The organism is Confluentibacter citreus, from assembly GCF_002807055.1.
Classification (GTDB): Bacteria; Bacteroidota; Bacteroidia; order Flavobacteriales; family Flavobacteriaceae; genus Confluentibacter; species Confluentibacter citreus.
Map to the genome: position 1 here is coordinate 246,737 of NZ_NIXN01000003.1, position 23,998 is coordinate 270,734.

General features: G+C 34.9%; 20 protein-coding genes. 7 read left to right on the top strand and 13 right to left on the bottom strand.

Annotated elements, in window-relative coordinates; genetic code table 11:
* Window positions 1-3 precede the first annotated feature (3 nt).
* Genes CDH49_RS08740 through CDH49_RS08760 form a run of 5 tightly spaced genes read right to left on the bottom strand, consistent with a single transcriptional unit; the run spans window position 4 to window position 4,637 of the window.
* On the bottom strand, window positions 4-777 hold the full coding sequence (locus CDH49_RS08740) for a class I SAM-dependent methyltransferase (RefSeq protein ID WP_100615123.1): 774 nt from the start codon (window positions 775-777) through the stop codon (window positions 4-6).
* 11 nt (window positions 778-788) lie between these two features.
* Window positions 789-1,883: a glycosyltransferase gene (locus CDH49_RS08745; RefSeq protein ID WP_100615124.1), complete on the bottom strand. Its 1,095-nt coding sequence runs from the start codon at window positions 1,881-1,883 to the stop codon at window positions 789-791.
* The gene (locus CDH49_RS08750) at window positions 1,880-2,815 is read right to left on the bottom strand and encodes a glycosyltransferase family 2 protein (protein WP_100615125.1); all 936 of its coding nucleotides are present in this window, start codon (window positions 2,813-2,815) and stop codon (window positions 1,880-1,882) included. The genes CDH49_RS08745 and CDH49_RS08750 overlap by 4 nt, the downstream gene beginning before the upstream one ends.
* Complete coding sequence (locus CDH49_RS08755; RefSeq protein WP_100615126.1) at window positions 2,812-3,948, bottom strand: glycosyltransferase; 1,137 nt, start codon at window positions 3,946-3,948, stop codon at window positions 2,812-2,814. The genes CDH49_RS08750 and CDH49_RS08755 overlap by 4 nt, the downstream gene beginning before the upstream one ends.
* A complete protein-coding gene (locus CDH49_RS08760; RefSeq protein WP_100615127.1) occupies window positions 3,945-4,637 on the bottom strand; it encodes a sulfotransferase family protein in 693 nt (230 codons plus the stop codon). The genes CDH49_RS08755 and CDH49_RS08760 overlap by 4 nt, the downstream gene beginning before the upstream one ends.
* 111 nt (window positions 4,638-4,748) lie before the next feature.
* Here CDH49_RS08760 and CDH49_RS08765 point away from each other — a divergent pair, with 111 nt between their 5' ends.
* Complete coding sequence (locus CDH49_RS08765; protein WP_100615128.1) at window positions 4,749-5,426, top strand: class I SAM-dependent methyltransferase; 678 nt, start codon at window positions 4,749-4,751, stop codon at window positions 5,424-5,426.
* A gap of 10 nt (window positions 5,427-5,436) precedes the next feature.
* Here CDH49_RS08765 and CDH49_RS08770 read toward each other — a convergent pair whose 3' ends face one another.
* The 3 genes from CDH49_RS08770 to CDH49_RS08780 form a co-directional block, all read right to left on the bottom strand.
* The gene (locus CDH49_RS08770; protein WP_100615129.1) at window positions 5,437-6,642 is read right to left on the bottom strand and encodes an ABC transporter ATP-binding protein; all 1,206 of its coding nucleotides are present in this window, start codon (window positions 6,640-6,642) and stop codon (window positions 5,437-5,439) included.
* Window position 6,643: 1 nt separating this feature from the next.
* Window positions 6,644-7,489, bottom strand: a complete 846-nt coding sequence (locus CDH49_RS08775; RefSeq protein WP_100615130.1) for an ABC transporter permease — start codon at window positions 7,487-7,489, stop codon at window positions 6,644-6,646.
* A gap of 523 nt (window positions 7,490-8,012) precedes the next feature.
* Entirely contained in the window at window positions 8,013-8,216 is a 204-nt protein-coding gene (locus tag CDH49_RS08780; protein ID WP_100615131.1) for a hypothetical protein, read from the bottom strand.
* 539 nt (window positions 8,217-8,755) lie between these two features.
* Between CDH49_RS08780 and CDH49_RS08785 the strand changes: the two genes are divergently transcribed.
* The gene (locus tag CDH49_RS08785; RefSeq protein WP_100615132.1) at window positions 8,756-9,505 is read left to right on the top strand and encodes a hypothetical protein; all 750 of its coding nucleotides are present in this window, start codon (window positions 8,756-8,758) and stop codon (window positions 9,503-9,505) included.
* Window positions 9,506-9,882: 377 nt separating this feature from the next.
* Here CDH49_RS08785 and cysC read toward each other — a convergent pair whose 3' ends face one another.
* The 4 genes from cysC to CDH49_RS08805 form a co-directional block, all read right to left on the bottom strand.
* The gene (cysC, locus tag CDH49_RS08790) at window positions 9,883-10,467 is read right to left on the bottom strand and encodes an adenylyl-sulfate kinase (protein WP_100615133.1); all 585 of its coding nucleotides are present in this window, start codon (window positions 10,465-10,467) and stop codon (window positions 9,883-9,885) included.
* Between the two features lie 7 nt (window positions 10,468-10,474).
* Window positions 10,475-11,266 carry a 3'(2'),5'-bisphosphate nucleotidase CysQ gene (cysQ, locus tag CDH49_RS08795; RefSeq protein ID WP_100615134.1) on the bottom strand — a complete coding sequence of 264 codons (792 nt, stop codon included), beginning with the start codon at window positions 11,264-11,266 and terminating at the stop codon, window positions 10,475-10,477.
* Between the two features lie 339 nt (window positions 11,267-11,605).
* Window positions 11,606-14,071 (bottom strand): exopolysaccharide transport family protein, encoded by a 2,466-nt coding sequence (locus CDH49_RS08800; protein ID WP_100615135.1) that lies wholly within the window; start codon window positions 14,069-14,071, stop codon window positions 11,606-11,608.
* An 8-nt stretch (window positions 14,072-14,079) separates the two neighbouring features.
* Window positions 14,080-14,880, bottom strand: a complete 801-nt coding sequence (locus tag CDH49_RS08805) for a polysaccharide biosynthesis/export family protein (RefSeq protein ID WP_100615245.1) — start codon at window positions 14,878-14,880, stop codon at window positions 14,080-14,082.
* A 102-nt stretch (window positions 14,881-14,982) separates the two neighbouring features.
* On the opposite strand from CDH49_RS08805, the gene CDH49_RS08810 reads away from it, so the two are divergent.
* Window positions 14,983-16,845, top strand: coding sequence for an ABC-F family ATP-binding cassette domain-containing protein (locus CDH49_RS08810; protein WP_100615246.1), 1,863 nt, complete (start codon window positions 14,983-14,985; stop codon window positions 16,843-16,845).
* A 107-nt stretch (window positions 16,846-16,952) separates the two neighbouring features.
* Window positions 16,953-17,729, top strand: coding sequence for an O-methyltransferase (locus CDH49_RS08815; RefSeq protein ID WP_100615136.1), 777 nt, complete (start codon window positions 16,953-16,955; stop codon window positions 17,727-17,729).
* 27 nt (window positions 17,730-17,756) lie between these two features.
* Here the strand turns inward: CDH49_RS08815 and CDH49_RS08820 are convergent, their stop codons facing one another.
* Window positions 17,757-19,172, bottom strand: coding sequence for a DUF5723 family protein (locus CDH49_RS08820; protein WP_100615137.1), 1,416 nt, complete (start codon window positions 19,170-19,172; stop codon window positions 17,757-17,759).
* 232 nt (window positions 19,173-19,404) lie between these two features.
* Between CDH49_RS08820 and CDH49_RS08825 the strand changes: the two genes are divergently transcribed.
* From CDH49_RS08825 to secA, 3 genes are all read left to right on the top strand, one after another.
* The gene (locus CDH49_RS08825; RefSeq protein ID WP_100615138.1) at window positions 19,405-19,977 is read left to right on the top strand and encodes a cob(I)yrinic acid a,c-diamide adenosyltransferase; all 573 of its coding nucleotides are present in this window, start codon (window positions 19,405-19,407) and stop codon (window positions 19,975-19,977) included.
* 265 nt (window positions 19,978-20,242) lie between these two features.
* The gene (locus CDH49_RS08830; RefSeq protein ID WP_044638512.1) at window positions 20,243-20,464 is read left to right on the top strand and encodes a DUF2795 domain-containing protein; all 222 of its coding nucleotides are present in this window, start codon (window positions 20,243-20,245) and stop codon (window positions 20,462-20,464) included.
* Between the two features lie 167 nt (window positions 20,465-20,631).
* Complete coding sequence (gene secA, locus CDH49_RS08835) at window positions 20,632-23,988, top strand: preprotein translocase subunit SecA (RefSeq protein WP_100615139.1); 3,357 nt, start codon at window positions 20,632-20,634, stop codon at window positions 23,986-23,988.
* Window positions 23,989-23,998: the final 10 nt, after the last annotated feature.

A 23,998-nucleotide genomic window follows, 5' to 3' on the forward strand; every position in this document is an offset into this window, starting at 1 on the left:
TTTTTATTTACTACAGTTATAAATTAGTTCGGTAGAAATTAATCCATATTTTTTTAATTCTTTAGAGGTAAAACTTTTTACATATTCATCAATATAAACCTTAAAACCAGCAGCTTCTAACTTTGTTTTATAGTCTAAACCATACCATCTTACATGGTCCTTCTGCCCAAAGGCTTTTTCTCTTCCCTCTGGCGTAGTAATTGAAAAGTCTTCGTATGTTAACTCTAAATCGTAATTTATAGGTACTTGAAAAATACCTTGACCACCTTTTTTCATAACCCGATACAATTCAGACATGGCTAAGGCATCATCTGGAATATGTTCTAAAACATGGTTGCAAATTATAAAGTCATAAGTGTTATCTTCAAAAGGAATATTAGTTATATTGGCCTTTATTATTTGAGACTTCCCATTAAAAAGGAATCGTTCAGGTGTTAAATCACAAGGTACATATTCAATATTTTTATTGGTATCAAATAACTGATAGAAAACTTTTTCTGGTGCAAAATGTAAAACTTTCCCTTTTACGTTTTTTGTAAAAAAACTCACCTTTTCATGAAAATATTTCCATAATAACCTATCCCTTTCTAAAGCACCACACGTGTAACATTTCGCATTACCTCTTGGAAAAACGCCGTATGAACCAAAATATTTAAACTTAGAACTGCAAATAGGGCAAACAACGCCTTTTCCATTATAGGGCTTATTATTCTTTCTATATGCACGGTATGCTTTAAGTATGGTATTTGGCACTATTTTTTTTAATAGGTATTTCATTAAATATTTTTTTATTGTGTCGCATTAGCAAGAATCTTGTTAAGCTTTTCTATATGTAACTCCATATTAAAATGAGTTCTTATATTTTCCTTTCCTGCCTGTCCAAGTCGTTTGGCAAATGCCACATCATCCAATACTTTTAACATATGGGCGCTCATAGCTTCAACGTCACGCTCTTCACTAAGCAAGCCTGTTTTATTATGTGCGATAATATCTGGTATACCCGCATGTATAGTCGATATAACAGGTAAACCCGCCGCACTTGCCTCTAAAATAGATAAGGGCGTACCTTCAGAATCGCCATTTTCTGCAACAATAGAATGTTGTACAAAAGCCATAGATTCTTGTAATAAATCCATATACGCCTGCTGGGTAATAACACCAAGAAAAATAATGTGGTTTTCTAATTTTAACTGCTTAACTAAACTTTTACAAGCATCTAAAAGTACACCATCGCCTCCAAATAATAATTTAGCGTCTGGATGTTTGTTTATAACCTTACTAAACGCCTTTATGGCATAATACGGTGCTTTTTTATCAGTAAACCTACCTACCGATAAAAATTGTTTTTTATTATACTTAGGGCTAACCAATTCAAATTCTTTACACGGGCCGTAAACATTATACACTAATTTATCTATGGGACAACCCAAATTTAAAAGTGCACGTTCCATAACCCTTGAAACTGCAATAACTTTAGATGCTTTTAAAAAAACTTGCTTGTAGTAGTTACAACTTTTTATAATATCTCTAATACTGGCGTCGAATCCATGAAAATGAACAATTACTGGTAATTTTGTAATATTTAAAAGGGGTAATAAATGATGGGCATGCGAACCATACTCAATTAAAATAACATTTACCTTATGTGCCTTTAAAGAGGCCGCTATGTATTCCCAATAAGTAGGGCTTGGCTTTTTAAATACCTTGTTAATTAACTTAGTTAAAAAACTTGCCTCTTTTTTCAACCCACCTTCACCTTCTAATTCAATAAAATTGCCTTTTCCATAGTAATAAAACACCTTTCCTTTTAAATAGTTTTTATGCGCCTGAATAAAGGTTTCGGAATATGCATTTTGGCTTGGTGAAAAAATAGCGATGTTCAAAATCTAAAACGGTTTTTAAGTTTAAGTGACACAAACATTAAAAATAAAGTACTTCGCAATGTATGCGATAATTTAATACTATAAAACCTTTTAGTGAAAACTTCAAAAAAACCATGAAGCGCAAACCATTTTTTATAAAGCAAGGTTTCTTGTTGCTTATTTTGAATACCTAGGTTTCTAAATACTTCCCTCCGTAAAACAGCCTCTTCCTCTAAACGTAGTCTTTGCTTTTGTAAGGTATTATGCCGTCTGCTCATGGTATCATGATACCGAAAATAGTTTAAAGGTTCGCTCACAAAGGCAATGCTATTATTGGCACAAAGCCGTATCCAAAACAACCAATCGCCACACATAGTCATTTTTAACAAGTATTTGTTAAAATAAGAGTTCTTTACAATATCACGTCTAAACACAACGGCACTGGCATTGGGTATCACATTTTTAACCAGTAAATAGTTTGTATTAAAAACAGTGCCGTCCATAACAAAATGGTTCTCCCAAATATTGGGTTCAAATTGTGCCGTATAAGGCAATCTACTTTTTAAATCACTCCCATAACTATTCACGTCCAAAGTCTGGGTATAACAAATAGCGTGACCTTGTGATAAATAACGTAGTGTAGACTCCAAAAAAGTAACCTCACAATAATCATCACTTTCGGCAATCCAAATGTACTCCCCTTTTGCCAATGCCATCCCTTTTTGCCATTGTTTAAAGGGACTTCCTGAGTTTTCGGCATTCACTATATAATGGGATACTTTAGGGTGTTTGGCATAGTTTTTTAAAATATCCTGACTGCCATCGGTAGAAGCATCATCCAATAAAATGACTTCAAAATCCTGAATCGTTTGGTTAAAAACCGTATCTAACCGTTCTTGCAAATAAGGTGCATGATTGTAATTGGGGACGATTATGGAGACTTTGGGGTTCACGCTTTATTGAGTGATGTTATAATTTCAAACAATTGTGGGCAAATGATTTCGGGAGTAAACTGAGAAAAAACTTTTTCGTTTAACTCACCATGACTTTTTACCAAATCTGGATTATTATAATATTTTATAATCTTATCTGCCATAGCTTCAATATTCAAATAAGGCACAATAAATCCACCTGCTCCATTCAATATTTCATTAGTACCAACAGCCCTATCAAAACTAACAATAGGTTTTCCTAACATACCTACTTCTATACACACCAAAGGAAATGGATCTTCTCTCGAAGTCATTACAAACACATTAAATTCATTATAATAATTAGTTGGATTTTTCACTTCACCTGTAAATTTAACAATATCCTTCAATCCTAATTTGTGAATATCCGCTTCTAAAATTATTTGTTCCTTTAAAGGAAGTTTACCTACCCAAACAAAATTTATATTACTGTCAGGATAGTTTGAGTGAATATATCGTGCTAATTGTAAAAACACATCATGTCCTTTACGCCAATGTACATATCCTGAAGCACCTACTGTAAATACATTGCATGGTTTATTAGTAGGTTTAATGTATTCAACTACAGTACATTCATAAACCACTTTAATACCATTGGCAGGAACTGACCAATTTGCTGTTAAATTAGATTCTACCAATTCTGAAGGCACAATAAATTGATTTATACCAGATAAATAATCCTTAAAATTAGGGAGCATTATTTTTATTATGGCATTTAATTCATGTATGTGAGCAACAAACTTAGTTTTAGGAGATACTTTAATAACTTCTGATGCTAAAGGAATAGTAAGAATTGTATTAGCATACAGTAGCGCATAGTTGTTCTCTGCCAAGGTATTAAAAAATAGAACTTTGGGGTCCTGCCTTTTAAATAATTTGAATTTTAGTAATATCCGTTGCCAACGTGTTAACGACTTTGGGATTAACACTTGGCAGTAATCATAATAGGTGTGGCAAGCGTTCTTAAAATCGGATTCTAAACTGCCCCCTTGCAACCCAATCACATCTACTACCAATTCTTTATGGTGCTTTTGTAACCACTGTAAAAAATGCAACAATACGATAGGCGCACCGGTGCGTGTGGTTTCGTGGGTGATAAAGAGGATTTTTTTCATTTAATATAATGAAATAATTTTTGTGTGAAATTTTTCTTATCAATAAATTTAAAATCAAAAAAATCTATATCCTCCTTATATATCTTTTCTACTATTTTTTTATGCCTGAAATTATAAAAATGAGAATAATGTTCCTTTTCAATCACTTTAGCACTATTTATTTTTCTGATAAAAAAATCATCACTTAAATTTAAATCATGAATTACTTTCTTAAACCCATTCTGTAAATTTTCAAAATCAATTTCAACATTATAGTTTATCCTATTATTATTTAAAAAAAAATAATCTTTCTGTAAATAAAGGTGATCTCCTGCATAATAATTCGTAGAATAATCATTTAATATTCTATCATATTCCCCTTTCTTAAACAAAAAATTAGAAAAACTGCCAAAAGTATTTCTAACATCTTTCATCCATATATAATCAGAATATGCTCTGTCCCAAGAATTTCTGTAAACAATAAATTTATAATAGCTATCCCATTGATTTTGACTAATATATTTATAATCTATCAACTGTTGTGGTGTAGCATGTTGTAGCCATAACTTATTAGTTTTATCCCAACCAAACAAAAAATCATTTTCTTCAGCTTTATGGTTTTCCACATCTACCCCAAAAGCATATTCGATGGAAGTACCTGCACACTTTGCAATGTGGATAAATATGCATTTGTGTTTATGAGAAATCAATTTAATATTATTGTTGTTTATCTTTCAAATTTCAAATATAGTTTAATATTGTAAGCTATATAAATACAAATATTTATTTTAGCCTTTAAAATTAAGCCTAAGCAATTCCTTATGAATTTATTAAAAAAACTTTTCACTTACTACAAAAAAAATAAATATCCAATATCTCATGGTAAAACTGGTATTAAGGAAGTAGGACATCGCACATACGTTGGTGGTTTATGGGATGAAATTGGAAAATTACAATTTGAATTTTTAATTAATAATGGTTTAAAACCATCAGACATATTTATGGATATAGCATGTGGTAGTTTAAGAGCAGGAATCCATTTAATACCTTATTTAAATGAAGGGAATTATCTAGGAATAGACAAAGAAGAAGATTTAATAAACTTAGGCATATCAAAAGAGTTAGATAATAAATGGTTAAATATTAAAAAACCAGAATTACTAATTTCAAATAGTTTTGAATTCAATAAATTTAGTAAGGTTCCTAATTTTGCTATTGCTCAATCATTATTTACTCATTTACCTCCAGACTTAATTAATTTCTGTTTTAAGAAATTAAGCTTTCATTTTGATAAAAAAGGTGTTTTTTTTGCTACTTATTTTGTTTCTGAAAAAAAACATGATAATCCTAAAAAGGCACATGACCATGGAATCTTCAAATATACAATAGAAGAAATTAAATCCTTTGGTTATTCAAATGGTTGGGATGTAGAATTTATTGGTGATTGGAATCACCCTAGAAATCAACAAATAGTAAAATACACATTAAAAAATATATAAAAAGCTGTTTCTATTTTGTAGAGAATGTTGATGATAATAAAAATGGTTGAAAATGATCTTCATCATGAATGATTTGAAAAGATAAAACATTATTTATTCTCAATATAGGCTCATTACTATTCCTTTTAAAAGCTGTTACATTTATAGAATAAATGCCTTTTGACAATTGTATTCCTTCATGTTTTATAGTAAATTCTAAAAAACCATTATTATTTTTTAATAAATTTTCATCATAATTAGGCTCAAAAATAGCCAGTGGTCTTTGCTCTTTATCATAAAGTAAGACTCTAAAAATTGGAATATCTATATATAAATTTAATTTAAATTTAAAATATAGCAACAAATCATCTTTCCATTTAATCTCATGTATGTTATCGTTCATTTTTAATGAACTCAAAAGATCAATAGTTAATAATTCTATACTACCATTTGTAAATACTATATTACTCTCATTTTCAACAAAACTTCCGTAATACATATCTATAGCCTTACCAACCTGATTTCCTTGAAACAGACTTTGTCCTTTCTCCATCAAAATTATTTTATCACACAACCTTGATACGGTAGGCATATTATGTGACACATATATGATAGCTGTATTATCTAAAAGATTGTCTATTGTTTTAAAACATTTCATAATAAAACCTAAATCCCCAACCGCCAAAACCTCATCAATAATAAGTACATCGGGTTCCATTTGTGCCGCTACGGCAAAGCCCAAACGTACTTTCATACCACTGCTATAATTTTGCACGGGCATGTCTATAAACTCGCGGATTTCTGCAAAATCGATGATGTCTTCTAACTTACTATTTATTTCCTGTTTGGTAAAGCCCAGCACAGCCCCATTGTTATAAATGTTTTCGCGTCCGCTTAAAATGGGGTTAAAGCCTGCACCCAACTCAATGAGTGCCCCAACACGCCCCTTAATGGTAACCTTCCCAGCATCGGGCATTAATAACCCGTTTAATATTTTAAGCAAAGTACTTTTACCAGCACCATTATGCCCAATTAAGCCCAAACACTCACCACGGCGCAATTCAAAACTAATGTCTTTTACCGCCCAAAATTCCTTAGGGCGCAACAGCCTTTCGTTTTTATTGCCTTGTATGTTTGATATTAAATCTTTGATACCATACCACAAACTGGTCTTGAGATCCTTGCAGAACTTTTTTGAGAGTCCTTCTACGGTTACCAATACGTCGTTCTCTTCCATATTAAGCACTTGAACGTTCAACAATAATAGGAATAGACAAACGATAAAACACAAGTCCTATTACAAATAATGGGATACTGCAGCCTACAACAATTAAAAAATAACTTAAATGCTCTGGGTTTTGGCCTGTAACAAAATCCCGTGTGGTTAAGATAATAGGGGTCATAGGGTTATAGGTCATCACGGTTTTCATCAAACCAGTTTTGGGGATGGCATAAACTACTGGGGTAACATACATTAAAAACGTTAGCCCAAATCTGATGAGTTTTCCAACATCTTTGTAAAGCATTCCAAGAGGGGTAATAAATAAACCAAGGGCAGTTCCTATCACTAAGGCTCCCAATAAAACAAAAGGGAACAATAAAAGACTCCAATGAAAACCAATACCAAAAACAAACACAAAAACAACAAGTAGTAGCACCTTAATAGCACTGTTAAATAACAATTTATAGATTCCCGAAATTATCAGGGCTTCTTTGGGAAAGTTGAGTTTAGTTAAAAGCCCTTTAGCGGCATTGGTATTGGACAAAGGGGCATTAATGGATTCAGTAATGATGGACCAGATTAGTGTTCCTGAAAAAGCATACACAGGATAGGGAACCCCCGTAGCAGAAAGACGTATGGTTCCCGAGCTATTTAAAAATATCCACATGACAGCAGTAGTCAAAGGCATAATAAAAGCCCAAAGTATCCCCAAATAAGATTGTCGGTATTGTGCGCTTATATCACGTACTGCGAGCTGGCGTGACAAAAAACGGGATGTGTAAATATCTTGCAAACTGTCTTTTAACAGTTTACCTATTCTCAGTTGATTCTCCTTTTGATAGATACGGGTTTCTAAAGCCATGTAAAGATGTGGTAATGGTGCTAATATAATAATTATAGCGGATTTATTTTATGCTTAATTGATAAGATAGTTACACCTAGAAATAATGATGTAAAATAAGGTATCTATAATACAGCGGTAATAGATCCAATGGCTCAAAAGAAAACAATGAAACAACTAAACAACAAACACCTCAACAAACAAACAGCCAAAAATTAAATTTTTAGCCCTACTGTCAGTTCGAGTGATTCGACCTAGGAGAATCGTATCGAGAACCGTTTTAGCTTGAAAAGCTTCTCGATACAATTTTATGCTGACTTATGCTGCGCTCAATCATCATAAAACCACTCGAAGTGACATTTTGGGTTATAATTAAATTTTCAGTTGTACCGTCACTTCGAGTGTCCCGATAGCTATCGGGATTATGGAGTGAAACGGAACAAATTTGTATCGAGAAGCAAACAACGAAACAACTAAACACCTCAACAGTTAAACAACTAAACAACAAACAAATCAACAAATCAACAAATCAACGAATCAACAACTACCCAACCTTAATCCCATTAATCATATTAAACACTTCCTGATAAGGCAAGCCCAAATAATCACAAGCTTCGGCAATGGTAACATGTTGGCGGCGATCTTTATGATACAATAAACGAATATCGCGCATCACTTCTTGCGCATAACGTTCACTTCTTCCCGTAATCCAAATAATATCTTGGGAATAAATACAAATTCGATGCATAAAACAAATAAAGTTTAAATAAAACACTAACAAAAAGACATATTAAAATGATGTTGATTAAACGTTATTTTAATATAACAAAACCTACATAAATAGATTACTTTACAATAATAATAAAATTTTTAATACAAAATATCAATTATTGTAAGTAAAAACAACTTAACAACTCCCAAATAAACAAATCAACAAATCAACGATTCAACAAACCAAATACCACCAACCAAAACCCAATAGCTAACACCCAAAACCCAACACCCAACACCCAACAGCCAACCACCTCATGTATGGCTAAAGCATAGATAAGGTATCCCAACAGGAATCATGCACAAACCCACAAATAGCTAAAAAAGCAGAAAAAACAACTAAAAACCCTACAAAAAAGCAAAAAAGGGTCTATTCACGAAAAAAGACAGTTTAAAGCCATTTTCAAAAAACAGGAAAACAAAAAACACGGTATGTTTACCCTTACAAAAACTACCAGAGCGGTAGTAAAGCCTAAACCAGTTCCTAAAAAATGACGGAACATAAAACCCCAAATCATGGCAAAATTAAACAGCTTTATTAAGATTGAAGGCACCCTAGACAATCTTACCTTTTACAAGGGCAAAGAAGGGTATTTAGTAAAAACAAAAAGTGGCGTGAGTGCCAAACGCATTAAAAACGACCCTGCTTTTGCGAGAACCAGAGAAAATGGGTCCGAATTTGGACATGCAGCCACCAGCGGAAAACAACTGCGACGTGGTATTTTAGACCTGTTAACCGATGCTAAAGATGATTTAGTCACATCGCGCTTAACCCAAGTAATGACCAAGGTTAAAGATGCAGACACCACGTCGCCCAGAGGCGAACGTCAAGTAGCCATAGGCCTTGCAACACCTCTTGGTAAATTGGCATTAAACGGATTTAACTTTAATAGCAATGCCATTTTAAGTAGTGTGCTGCTCTCAGACTTTACGTTGAACACCACCACAGGTGCCATTAGTATGGCAGAGTTTATTCCCGATCAAAACCTAAATGCACCTCCAGGCAGCACACATGTCAGTTTAATAGCTGGGTTTTTAGATATCGATTTTAGTACAGATATTAAAGACCTACAGGTTAGCCCAGTGGTTAATCTGCCTATCGACAACACAAACACGCCGGTAACATTAACGCCAGCCGGGGTACCTTCTGGAACAGGTAATAAAATGTACTTTATTAAAGTGGCATTTTATCAAGAAGTAAATGGCTTACAATATGCCCTGAACAATGGCGCCTTTAATGCCCTAAAATTAGTGGATATTCTGTAAACAAAAAGCAAACCTAGCACCATCTATACATGTCAAAAAGGTGGTGCTTTTTTGTCATCCCTAAGCCCCTTAGGACTTGTCACCCTGAAATCGAAGATTCAACGAAGTTAATTTATTTCAGGGTCTCTCCCAACTAGGACTGAGATGCTGAAATAAATTCAGCATGACAAACATTGGAGCAGTATAACAAATCAACCATACTTTGTCATTCCGAATTTATTTCGGAATCTCATTCAAAATTAAACTAGATGCTGAAAACCCAAATTCTTCACCCTCAGCCCCTACGACTTGTCACCCTGAATTTATTTCAGGGTCTAACTCCAAACTTAACTTAGATGCTGAAACCAGTTCAGCATGACAAATCAATTATGTTATCGTTACAACCTACCCTTTAAAACCTCCAAAATCCTAGACACCGCTTCCTCCGGACTCTCTTTTAAAGTTTGAATTTCTATAGTAGGACTCAAAGGCACCTCAAAAGGATCACTAATGCCCGTAAAGTTTTTAATCTCACCCGCTCTTGCCTTTTTATAAAGCCCTTTAACATCACGTTGCTCACAAACTTCTAAAGGCGTATTAACAAAAACCTCAATATAAAATGGTTCGCCAATAATGGCTTTGATGTCTTCTCTCGTTTTGTTATATGGCGTTATAAACGCCGCAATAACCACCAAACCGGCATCCAATAACAATTTACCGACTTCGGCCGTACGCCTTAAATTTTCTATACGGTCTTTTTTTGTAAAGCTTAAATCTTTGTTCAGGCCTCTACGCAAATTATCACCATCCAGGGTATAGGTATGAATGTTTTGGCTATATAATTCCTTTTCCAACAAATTGGCGATGGTAGATTTACCAGAACCTGACAGCCCCGTAAACCAGATTAAACACGGTTTGTGTTTATTAATCTGTGTCCTATCCTGTTTTTTAATACTATAATGCTGTTTGTTTACATGTTCCATAGTGTCTCTAACAAACTAAAAAAAAGGGATTTAACAAATGTTCTTTATTGTATTGCAATTCTTCAGGTGTATCTACTTGTGTCACTTTTAAGCCCACGGCATTACAAATGGCATGGCCTGCCGCTGTGTCCCACTCCATCGTAGGCGCAAATCTGGGATAAATATCCGCTAGGCCTTCTGCCATTAAGCAAAACTTTAAAGAGCTTCCTTTAGACACCAATTGGATGTCTTTACCTTCGTCTTTTAAGGTTTGAATATAACGATCGGTGGCTTCACTTGTATGCGATTTGCTACCCACTATAACCAGCGTATTAGTGTTATTGGCTTTTGGATGTAATGCTGTGCTGTTTTTTAACAAATCCCCGTTTGAAAACGTATGACCCAATACCTCACTTTTATAGGCTTTTCTTTCCGAAACATCGCCATAATATAATGTGTTTGTAACTGGAATATATATGACGCCCAATATGGGTCTGTTATTTTTAATTAAGGCAATGTTCACCGTAAACTCACCATTGCGCTTTATAAATTCCTTCGTGCCATCCAATGGATCGACCATCCAACAGGTATCCCAATGCTTTCTGATGCTATAGTCTGTTTGTTCGTTTTCTTCACTAATGATAGGGATTTGTGTTTTCTCCAGATAGGAATTAATTACAGCATTGGCATTGGCATCTGCCAAGGTTAACGGCGACTTATCCGATTTTAAAACCACTTCAAAATCACCTGAATAGATGTTCATGATGTCGGCTCCAGCCTTGATGGCTGCTTCGATGGCTATTAAAAGTAACGCATTCATTTAAAGTTAAACATTAAGGATGTATACAAATTAAACATAATAAAAACAGATGAGCCTTTTGAAACTTTTATAGTTATTTAATGTCAGTTCGAGTGATTCGACGCAGGAGAATCGTATCGAGAACCGTTTTAGTTTGAAAAGCTTCTCGATACAATTTTATGCTGACTTATGCTACACTCAATCATCATAAAACCACTCGAAGTGACATTTGGGGTCATAATTAAATTTTTAGCCATACTGTCAGTTCGAGTGATTCGCCAAAAGCGAATTGCATCGAGAATCAAATTTTATCAAAATACACAACGGATTTAATAAAGATTTCTTTTAAACAAACTATCCTCAAGTATGCTTTTTAAACATCGATTTTATTTTATGCCAGGTCCCCGACTGCTCGTTTTTATCACCATGATAGCCATTCGCATAATTACCATAACCATAGCCATAACCGTAGCCATAGCCATAACCGTAGCCATACTTCGCTTTTTGATCATAGCCATTATACACCACACTGATGTTTCTTATCTGTTTGGTTCTATATTTTTCATTTATAAAATTGAGCATCTCTCGTTTCGTATAATCTTGCCGAATCACATATAATGAAGCATCTACGTATTCCAATAATTCTAGAGCATCGGCTACCAAGCCAATAGGCGGCGTGTCCAATACAATATAATCGTATTTGGTTTTAAGGTCGGCTATAAGTTCTTTGAGCTTGTCGCTAATTAATAATTCTGAAGGGTTAGGCGGTATGGGACCGGACGTAATCACATCTAAAAACCCAATGTCTGTCGTTTGAATCACCTGATTTAGGGATTCATCACCAATTAAATAATTAACAATGCCTTTATCATTATTAATACCAAAATCATCAAAAATCTTTGGTTTGCGTAAATCGAGACCCAGCAAAATGGTTTTTTTACCACTTAAAGCAAACACCGTTGCCACATTTATGGAACAAAATGTTTTTCCCTCGCCACTCACCGATGAGGTTACCATCACCGTTTTAGCTCCTTCTAAATCTTGGGTTTTGTAAAAATATTGCAACCCTGTCCTAATGGCCCTAAATGATTCGGCCACAGCCGATTTTGGCTTTTGGTGCACTACCAAATTATTCTTTAGGCTGTTTTTTCCAATGACACCCAAAATAGGGATGCTTGTTAATTGTTCTACGTCTATGGGACTATGAATGAAATGATCGGTCAAGGTTAAAATAAAGGCCAATAAAAGAGGTACAAGCAAGGCTAAAAATATCGCCAGGAGATAACGGACGTTTAAGTTTCGTCCTAGCAACGTGGCGCCTGTATTTTTGGCTGCATCAATCACCAATATATCGGATACATTCGAGGCTTTAATAATCTCGGCTTCACCACGTTTCGCCAAAAACACATTGTACGTTTGCTGGCTCAGCGAATATTGCCGTTGTATGGTTAATAGCTGCTGTTGGTCTTCCGGCAATTTACTGAACTGTAATTCCACCAACCTTAATTCGTTATTAACCTGATCTTGGTCTCTTTTTAAAACATTGCTCACAGAACTAATGTTTTCCAACAACACATTTTTTAATCCTTCAATTTGTCGGTTTAAATCATCAAAAATAGTGGCATCGCTTCTCACGGAATACTGTAATTTCGACTTTTCTACCGAGAGTTCGTTAATTCTACCCACATTGGCAATAATATTGGCATCGCTAATACCTGCCACCGAAGGCGCTGGTATGTCGGTAAACGTGTTACTGTTTAATAAATAGTTTTTCAGGGTGTTATAATAGTCTAATTGCCTAATAATGCTTTCCCTATTGGCATCTAAAGTGGTAAACTTATCATTTAGTAATTTGCCTTCATCATTAAGCGTGTACATTTTATTTTTCTTTCTATACTCATTTAATTCACTGGCATTGTCTGATAGTTCATCTTTTACCCTCGAAATTTGTTCATCAATGAATTTGATGGCATTGCTAGCGTAAAGGTTTTTTCTTTCCAATTGATCATCGCTTAACACAGCTACCATGGCATTTAGGTAATCCACGATTTTACCCGTATTTTTATCAATAAGCGAAATATCCAATATGGGAGACCCCTGGATATTAGTGACATTTGTTCTGCCTTGGTAACTCGCCACAACCCCATCAAAATTGCCAAATTGGATGAACAAGGGTTCTCCAATGGTTGGTTTGCTGTCATCGGCCAAAACAAGAACACCTTTTAAAAAAGGAAGCTCTACGTTTTCTCCAACCTGAAATTCCTTTTTAAAAATGCCTATAGGCACTGTAGCCCTTGTTATTATTTTTGTAATATAATTTTCTACGGGGACAGATGGATTTTGAAAATCAATTTCTAAATCATAAGCGGTTGCTGATGTAAAAGTGATTTTAATAGGTGTATTAAGAAGCTGTGGCGCATTGTATTCATGGTTAAACCTAAAGGGAGCGGCCTTATAAATATCCTGCTTGGCGAAACGGCCCTGCTTTAAATAACTCTTATAAAACTCCAGTCGATCCACAACCTTTTCATGATGGGTCCTTGATTTTAAGGTCACAATGATGGTTTGCAATTTAGAGGTTACCCCGCCCCAATTAAACGTTAAGCTGGCATTGGATGTAAATAGTGGGTTACTATCATCTTCTATCGATACTTTAGTGCCTAACCTATATGAGAACTCCTCACGGATATTTAACTGGTAAACTACAAAAACCCCAATAGCTAAAAGCACAATGAATAACTTCCAATAACTTAGAGCCCTAAATAGAAACTTTTTGATATCGAATACCGAGTTACTAGATTCTGACGCTTCAAATTCTTCAAGCATAATGCTACTTATAGGTTTCTAGTTAAAAAATACGTTGATACGATGACCGAAAAAAGCGATGCAATAATGGTTAAATTTTGAACAGCCGTTTGTCCTGCTCCTAACGCTTTACGTTTTAAAGGTTTCACTAAAATGATATCGTTTGGTTGAATGTAATAATATGGTGAGTTCAACGCCGCGATATCGGTTAAATCGATGTGATGGATTTTTTGTCCGTCAGGATATTGTCTAATAATAAGGACATCCATTCTATCTCCCGTGGATCGTATATCTCCAGCATTTGCTAGCGCTTCAATAATGTTAACACGATCTTGAAATAGGGTTAAAACACCCGTCCCATTCACCTCACCAGTAACCGTATAGCGCAAACCTGCCAATTTAACGGTCACAAATAATTCTGCTGTTTCTTTAAAATATTGTTTTAGTAATTCACTTTCAACTTTTTCCTCTATTTCGTCAGTGGTATACCCCAGCACGTTGATTTCTCCTAAAATAGGAAACTTGATATTACCATGTAAATCGACCGTAAACCCATTAAAATAAAGTTGCGCTCCCCCTCCGGTAGCTGATGTGTTCGCTGTTTGAACCGGATTAAAGATGCTTACTAATTCTTCATCAAGCGCTTTCACATTAATGCTTAAAATATCATTAACTTGTACTCTGTAAGGTTTTGATAATTCTTTTACCAATAAGGAATCATTGGATATCGTCCCTTTATCTTGTAAATAAACCACATCTTTATTGGTGATGCAGGAAGAACACAACACGCTAATTGTTATACTAATAAACAATAAAAATTGTTTGATCATAAAGTAAATGGATTTACCACAAATATAACTTTTCAAAGGTAACAATAAAACTAATACTGTTATTTTTGGTTTTTTATCCGTTCTTTGCAAAAAAAATACGCCTTGAATTATTTAACTGTCGAAAACATATCGAAATCCTACGGAGAGCTTACGCTTTTCGAAAATCTCTCTTTTAGTATCCATAAAGACCAAAAAATTGCGTTTGTTGCTAAAAATGGCACAGGAAAAACATCTATTTTAAATATTCTTTCTGGTGATGATGAAGCCGATACTGGTAATGTTATTTATAGGAAAGATATTAAAGTGGCATTCTTATCACAAGATCCAAAACTGGATAAGGATTTAACGGTTGAAGAAACCATTTTTGCGAGTGATAATCCCATTTTAAAAGTCATTTTAGATTACGAACATGCCCTTTTAGACCCTGAAGATTCTGATGCCTACCAAAAGGCGTTTGAACAAATGGAACAGCACCAGGCATGGGACTTTGAAACACAATACAAACAAATTTTATTCAAACTAAATCTTGAAGATTTAAACCAAAAAGTAAGCACGCTTTCTGGGGGTCAAAAAAAACGACTGTCATTAGCCAATGCCTTAATAAACAAACCTGATTTATTGATTTTGGACGAGCCTACCAATCATTTGGATTTAGAAATGATTGAATGGTTGGAAACTTTTTTCGCTAAGGAAAACATCACGCTTTTTATGGTAACGCACGACCGTTACTTTTTGGAACGTGTGTGCAATGAGATTATTGAATTGGATGAAGGCCAATTATACAGTTACAAAGGCAACTATTCCTATTACCTTGAAAAACGTGAGGCAAGGATTGAACAAACCGAAGTAGAAACCGGAAAAGCCAAACAACTATTCAAGAAAGAATTGGAATGGATGCGTCGCCAGCCCAAAGCCAGGACCACAAAATCAAAATCAAGAATAGACGATTTTCATGATATTAAACATCGTGCCAGCCAACGCCGAAATGATCATGAAGTGCAATTGGAACTGAACATGGAACGCTTGGGTGGAAAGGTTGTTGAATTCCATAAAGTGCATAAATCATTTAAAAATAAAGTGATCCTTAATGGTTTTGAATACATGTTTAAAAATGGTGAACGCACTGGTATTATTGGAAAAAACGGTACTGGAAAAACCACTTTTTTAAATCTTTTAACCCAAACGGAACAACCAGATTCTGGGAAAATCATCAAGGGCGATACCGTTAAATTTGGTTATTACACACAAAACGGCATTACCATAAAACCCGAACAAAAAGTAATCGATGTTATTAAAGATTTTGGTGACTACATTCCATTAAAAAAAGGACGTCAAATTTCTGCACAACAGCTTTTAGAGCGCTTTTTATTCGACCGAAAAAAGCAATACGATTTTGTTGAAAAATTGAGTGGTGGAGAGCGCAAACGTTTGTATTTATGTACCGTTTTAATCCAGAATCCGAATTTTTTAATCCTCGATGAGCCGACCAACGATTTGGATATTGTGACCTTGAATGTGTTGGAAAATTTCTTATTGGATTTTCCAGGATGCGTAATAGTGGTATCACACGACCGTTATTTTATGGATAAAGTCGTAGACCACCTTTTTGTATTCAAAGGTGACGGAGATATTGAAGATTTCCCAGGTAATTATACCGATTACCGCGTTTATGAAGATAGCCAACCGACTGTTTCTAACACATCGGAAGAAAAGAAAGATAAAAAAGCTTGGAAAAAAACGGAGGATACTAAACTGACCTACAACGAAGAAAAAGAACTTAAAAATATTGAAAGTAAGTTGAATTCATTGGCTTACGATAAAAAAGAACTGGAAGCGAAGTTTAATAATCCGGATTTATCAACGGATGAGATAAACAAACTATCGGAAACCTTGCAGAAAGTAATTGAGGATATGGAAGCCAAAGAAGAACGCTGGTTGGAGTTGTTGTCGAAATTGGAAGGTTAGGTGTTGGGCTTTGGGCGTTGATTTGTTTAGTCGTTTAGTTGAAATAAACTTTTAACTTTTTAACCTTGTAACCTTCAACTTTTAACTTTTAACTCTTAACTAGAGTAATGCTCTACCAAGCCATTCAATACATAAAATTCCTAATTAAATCCACCAACCAACACGGTGTGCACTCCCCTTTTGTCTATAATTTGATTACTAAATGTTTTTATGATTCGTCTGATTATGAGGCCTACAAACTGATTTCAGATTACAAAAAAGAATTACTTAAAAATAGGACTAAAATTAGTGTAACCGATTTGGGTGCAGGCTCCCACGCCACAAAACAGCAAGAACGCGTTGTTTCAGAAATTGCCAAAAATGCCGGAACTATCAACAAAAGAGCTAAACTTTTATACAGACTTTCCACTTATTTTAAATTTGAAAATATATTAGAATTGGGCACATCGCTTGGTATTGCTACACAAGCCATGAGTTTAGCCAACCCAAAAGCCAATATTACTACTATTGAAGGTTGCCCAAATATTTCGGAATTCACAAAAGCTAATTTTGAAAAATATAATCTAGAAAACATCCAACTAATTACTGGGAATTTTAATGACGTCCTAAAAAACCTAACACCTAAAACCTTAGACCTCATTTTCTTCGATGGCAACCACCAAAAAGAAGCGACTTTACAATATTTCGAATCCCTTTTAGAAACCACTAATAACGATTCCGTATTTATTTTTGATGATATTTATTGGTCTAAATCCATGACCGAAGCTTGGGAAACCATTAAGCAACATCCAAAAGTGACCCTAACCATCGATACGTTTTTTTGGGGATTTGTTTTTTTTAGGAAAGAGCAGGTGAATAAAGAGGATTTTGTTGTTAGGTGTTAGGTGTTAAGCCGTTAAGGTGACTTTCGCTTACTGGTAACAATTGCAATTACTTCCCTTATCTGTTTTCCCATGAAAAAAAGGCATTTTAAATCCTATATAAAAATTTGCTCCTCTGCTTTTATTACTTAATAAATTCGTAAATACAGAACTTGAACCAAGATAAAGAGGACCCAATCTTAAACCTGCCCCCGCCTGAAAACCGGCATATTGAACCAAGCTTAATGGCGTGTAAAAACTAAATGTTTTACTCTCAAAACGTGGTGTCAGGGAAATTATATTTGTAACCTTGCTAGTATGTAATTGGTTTTTTCCAGTAAGTGCTACATCAGCATTAAAATTTAAATAAAAATTATTTGTATAATGCCAATCAGCATTTAGATGTAATGCTGTTGGCAATATGGCCTTATACCCTATTGCAGAATTTGTTAATGTATATAGATTATTTAATACATCATAGAAATTATCTTCATTATCAATGGCTTCTTCGCTCACATTGGCATTTGTAATATCATAAAGATCTTCCATGCCATTTTTATAATTGATATAACCAATATCGGTTATAGAAAAACCTAGTTTTAATTTGTACTTGTTTTGTTCTTTATATGTTAAGCGATCTGGCCATACTTTTCTTGGTTTATAAGCTCCATATTGGGGGCGCCACTCGTAAATGATTCCTATATCTACACCCAAACCAATAGCATTCTTTGGGAATTCATATTCATAATCCTCTATATCAAAATCATCAAAACGTCCATAAATAATCTCACCAGTAGAGGAAACACTGCCTGTGGTTCCTCCTCCAGAATGTATAGCTCCTTCTTCATCATAAACTACCGTAATATTTCTGCCCGCTACATAAGCACTACCACCTCCTTTTAGATATTTTAAGGAAATCCCACCTTTTAAAAAGGTCTCTCTTTCATTAACCAATACTCTGGCATAGGAAAGTCCGATTTCTGCCCATGTTTGTCCAAAAGCATTAAAATCATCTTCATTAACAATAAAATCATTTGATAAGTTTTCATCAATAGCATATAAATTCCTACCATTAATCCCATTAGCATTAACAAAAGAGCGAGCTCTGGTAAAAACGGCAATGGAATTATTGTCGTTTATATTAAACATAAATGAAGGCCCCATAACATCTATATTAACCGCACCATTATTATTTATTTTTGGGGTAAATCGAGATTCTACATCAAAATTATAATCATCATCTTTAATAGCTTTTATTATATTTAAATTATAATAATCATTGCCTCCAAAAACACTTATACCAACAAGATTTATATCTGTTTTAAAACGAGAGTCTACTATATTCGCTGGATTTACAACGACACTATTCACACCCGCATAATTTTCAGTAAGAAACCCAATAAAAGATTGAGCTTTTACATGACAAAAGGCTCCTAACAATACCATTAACAAAATGATTTTTCTCATATTTTTCCAACAATACCTTTCCCAAAAACAATGAATTAGTTCTGTAATATTAAAAAGCTAATTGAAGCTAAATATATAATAAAAAATATCGTTTAGTAAAATTTATATAAGAACTCATCTTGACTTTTTTCAAATGAATACATATTTATTTGATCCCAAACTTAACAACAAACATCAGAGAATTAGTGGCAAAAAATTTTAACTTCTAACTTTTTACTTTTAACTTCGTAACATGAAGATTTACACAAAAACGGGTGATACAGGAACCACAGCATTATTTGGTGGCACACGCGTCCCTAAGCACCACATACGCATTGAAAGCTACGGCACTGTGGATGAATTGAATTCATATTTGGGATTGATTCGCGACCAAGACATCGATTCCCATTATAAATATATCCTTATCAACATTCAAGATAAACTGTTTACCGTTGGTGCCATTTTAGCAACCGCTCCTGAAAAAGCGATGTTGAAAAATGGCAAAGAACGACTGAACATTCCAAAAATTTCCGATGAAGATATTGAGCTTTTAGAACATGAAATAGACAGTATGAATGACGTGTTACCACCTATGACGCATTTTGTATTGCCAGGCGGACACCAAACGGTGTCATTCTGTCATATTGCACGTTGTGTGTGCCGTAGAGGCGAGCGTTTAACGTCTGCCCTAAATGATTTAGAGCCTGTAGAACCTCATGCTTTGGTGTACTTAAACCGCCTATCTGACTATCTTTTTGTGTTGGCACGAAAGTTGACTTACGACTTGCAAGCAGATGAAATCAAATGGATTCCTGAGAAAAAGTAGTTTTTCGAAGACATCTTTTCAATGACTGAGAAAAAGTAGTTGTATGGTCATTACGAGGACGGAGGACGAAGTAATCTTTATAATTGGAATTCAAAAATAAACAGTTTGCCACATCATGCAAAAAGCATGATTCGCAATGACCTATCTTTTAACTGCTTACCTAGTAAAAAAACACGTTCTTAAAAATAATAATTAAATAATTCATTTTTTTCTTGTGTGTTTGAACTAAAAAATTATTTTTGCACAAAATTAAAACGCATATAAAATGTATTGGACTTTAGAATTGGCATCGTATTTAAGTGATGCGCCTTGGCCAGCAACAAAAGACGAGTTAATAGATTACGCTATTAGAACGGGAGCCCCTTTGGAAGTTGTTGAAAATTTGCAGTCTATTGAAGACGAAGGTGACGCTTACGATTCAATAGATGAAATTTGGTCTGACTATCCAACTGATGAAGATTACCTCTGGAATGAGGATGAATATTAATAAAGCATAAAGAATTTTAAAAAGTCTCGATTAGAGACTTTTTTTATGCTCTAAATTTACAAAACAACCTAACAAACTGTATCTTTGAATGCTTATTTAAGCATCAAAATAAAAATAAGAAAATAAAAACCTCTGGAACGTTTCCAGATTAAAACAATATATAGCGCATGAGTTTTTTAAATAGTGTTCTTAAAGTATTTGTCGGAGACAAATCGAAACAAGACGTAAAAGCCATCACTCCTTTAGTTGATAAAATAAAAACCTTTGAAAAGGCATTGGAAGCCTTATCACATGACGAATTACGGGCGAAAACCGCTGAATTTAAGGCTAAAATTGCCGAAGCCAATAAAGGTATTAACGAACAAATAGCAAAATTGCTTGATGAAGCCGAAAACACTGAAGATATTGACAGACGTGAAGACATATATCAAGACATTGATAAACTTAAAGACGATGCTTACACACTAACCGAGGGTGTTTTAAATGACATCTTACCTGAAGCGTTTGCTGTCGTTAAAGAAACGGCTAAACGTTTTAAAAACAATACCACACTTACTGTTACTGCAAATACGTTCGACCGTGAAATTTCAGGAACTAAAGATTACGTAACGTTAGATAACGATAAAGCTATTTGGTCCAACTCTTGGGATGCTGCAGGAAAACCCATTACATGGGATATGGTGCATTACGATGTACAACTTATTGGTGGTATTGCTCTTCATCAAGGTAAAATTGCCGAAATGCAAACAGGTGAGGGTAAAACCTTGGTCGCCACATTACCCATGTATTTAAATGCCCTTTCTGGAAAAGGCGTGCATCTGGTAACGGTAAATGACTATTTGGCAAAACGTGATAGTGCTTGGATGGCGCCATTATTTCAATTTCATGGATTGACAGTGGATTGTATTGATTACCACCAACCAAATTCTGATGCCCGTAAAAAAGCATACAATGCCGATATTACGTATGGAACCAATAACGAGTTTGGTTTTGATTACTTACGTGATAATATGGCGCATACACCAAACGATTTGGTTCAACGCCCGCACCATTACGCCATTGTAGATGAGGTAGATTCGGTTTTAGTGGATGATGCGCGTACGCCATTGATTATTTCTGGACCGATTCCTCAAGGGGAACGCCATGAATTTAATGAGTTAAAACCTAAGGTAGATGATATTGTTGCCGTTCAACGTAAATATTTAACTGGGGTTTTAGCCGAGGCCAAAAAATTAATTGCTGCTGGCGATACTAAAGAAGGTGGTTTTCAATTGCTACGTGTGTATCGTGGTATGCCAAAAAACAAGGCGCTTATTAAGTTTTTAAGTGAAGAAGGCATTAAACAGTTACTTCAAAAAACTGAGAATTCCTATATGCAGGACAACAACCGTGAAATGCCTAAGGTTGATGCTGAGCTATACTACGTTATTGAAGAAAAAAACAATCAAATAGAATTGACCGATAAAGGTGTGGAATACATTTCTGGAAAAGACAATCCAACCTTTTTCATCATGCCTGAAATAGGGATTGAAATCGCCAAAATTGAAAACCAAAACCTTTCCAAAGAAGAAGAAGCCAAACTAAAAGAAGAATTATACAAGGATTTTGGCGTAAAATCGGAGCGTATCCATACCCTTAATCAGCTTTTAAAAGCTTACGCCCTATTTGAAAAAGACATTCAATATGTAGTCATTGACAATAAAGTCATGATTGTGGATGAGCAAACGGGACGTATTATGGATGGTCGCCGCTATAGTGATGGTTTGCACCAAGCTATCGAGGCCAAGGAAAATGTGAAAATTGAAGATGCTACTCAAACGTTTGCAACCATAACACTTCAAAATTATTTTAGAATGTATCGCAAACTGTCTGGTATGACGGGTACTGCGGTGACGGAGGCTGGCGAATTTTGGGAAATCTATAAATTGGATGTTGTTGAAATCCCTACTAACCGACCTGTTTCCAGAGATGATAGAGACGATTTGGTATATAAAACCAAACGCGAAAAATATAATGCCGTTATTGACGAAGTAACTCAGTTATCGCAAGCAGGACGCCCCATATTAATTGGTACCACCTCTGTAGAGATTAGTGAATTACTTGGTAAAATGCTTACCATTAGAAAAATTCCACATAACGTATTAAATGCCAAGCTACATAAAAAAGAGGCTGATATTGTTGCTGAAGCGGGTCAATCTGGACAGGTAACGATTGCTACCAACATGGCGGGCCGTGGTACCGATATTAAATTAAGTGACACCGTTAAAAAAGCAGGTGGTTTGGCCATTATTGGTACCGAACGCCATGATTCGCGTCGTGTAGACAGGCAGTTACGAGGTCGTGCTGGTCGTCAAGGTGACCCAGGTAGCTCACAATTTTATGTGTCGTTAGAAGATAATTTGATGCGTTTATTTGGTAGCGAACGTATAGCTAAAATGATGGATAGAATGGGATTGAAGGAAGGTGAAGTGATTCAGCATTCCATGATTTCAAAATCCATTGAGCGTGCCCAGAAAAAAGTAGAAGAAAACAATTTTGGGGTTCGTAAGCGTTTGTTAGAATATGATGATGTTATGAACGCCCAACGTGAAGTTGTTTACAAACGTCGTCGTCATGCCTTGCACGGTGAACGCCTTCGCGTTGATTTAGCGAATATGATTTTTGATACTACAGAAAATATTTCCGATACCAATAAAGCTGCAAACGATTTTAAAAATTTTGAGTTTGAACTGATTCGTTATTTCTCCATGGGTTCCCCAATTACAGAAGCCGAATTTGGAAAATTATCGGCTCAGGAAATCACATCCAAAGTGTATAAGGAAGCCTTCAGCCATTACAAAGATAAAATGACCAGAAATGCAGATATCGCATTTCCTGTGATTAAAAATGTTTATGAAACGCAGCGCGATAAATTTAAGCGTATTGTGGTTCCTTTTACTGATGGCGTTAAAAGCTTAAGCGTTGTGACCGATCTTGAAAAAGCGTATCAAACAGGGGGTAAACAATTAATCACCGATTTTGAAAAAAATATTGCACTTGCCATTATTGATGATGCTTGGAAAACACATTTACGCAAAATGGATGAGTTAAAGCAATCGGTGCAATTAGCAGTCCACGAACAAAAAGATCCCTTATTGATTTATAAATTTGAAGCGTTTGAACTCTTTAAAAGCATGATTGATGAAGTCAATAAAGATGTGATTTCATTCTTGTTTAAAGGTGAATTACCAAGTGAAACACAGAACACCATACAAGAAGCCAAAGTACGCAGACAAGAAAAATTAAATGTTCAAAAAGACGAAATCCCTAATTTAGATGAGCGTTCTGCCCAAAGCAGGTCTGTTGGCAATAATACGCAACGTCAACCTCAAGTGATTGAAACCATTGTTCGTGAGCGACCAAAAATTGGACGCAACGACCAAGTAACCATTAAGCATGTAATTAATGGTGAAAATAAAACCTTAAAGTATAAGCAAGCAGAACCTTTATTAATGAAAGGCGACTGGGTTTTGGTGGAAGACTAATTGAATTTCT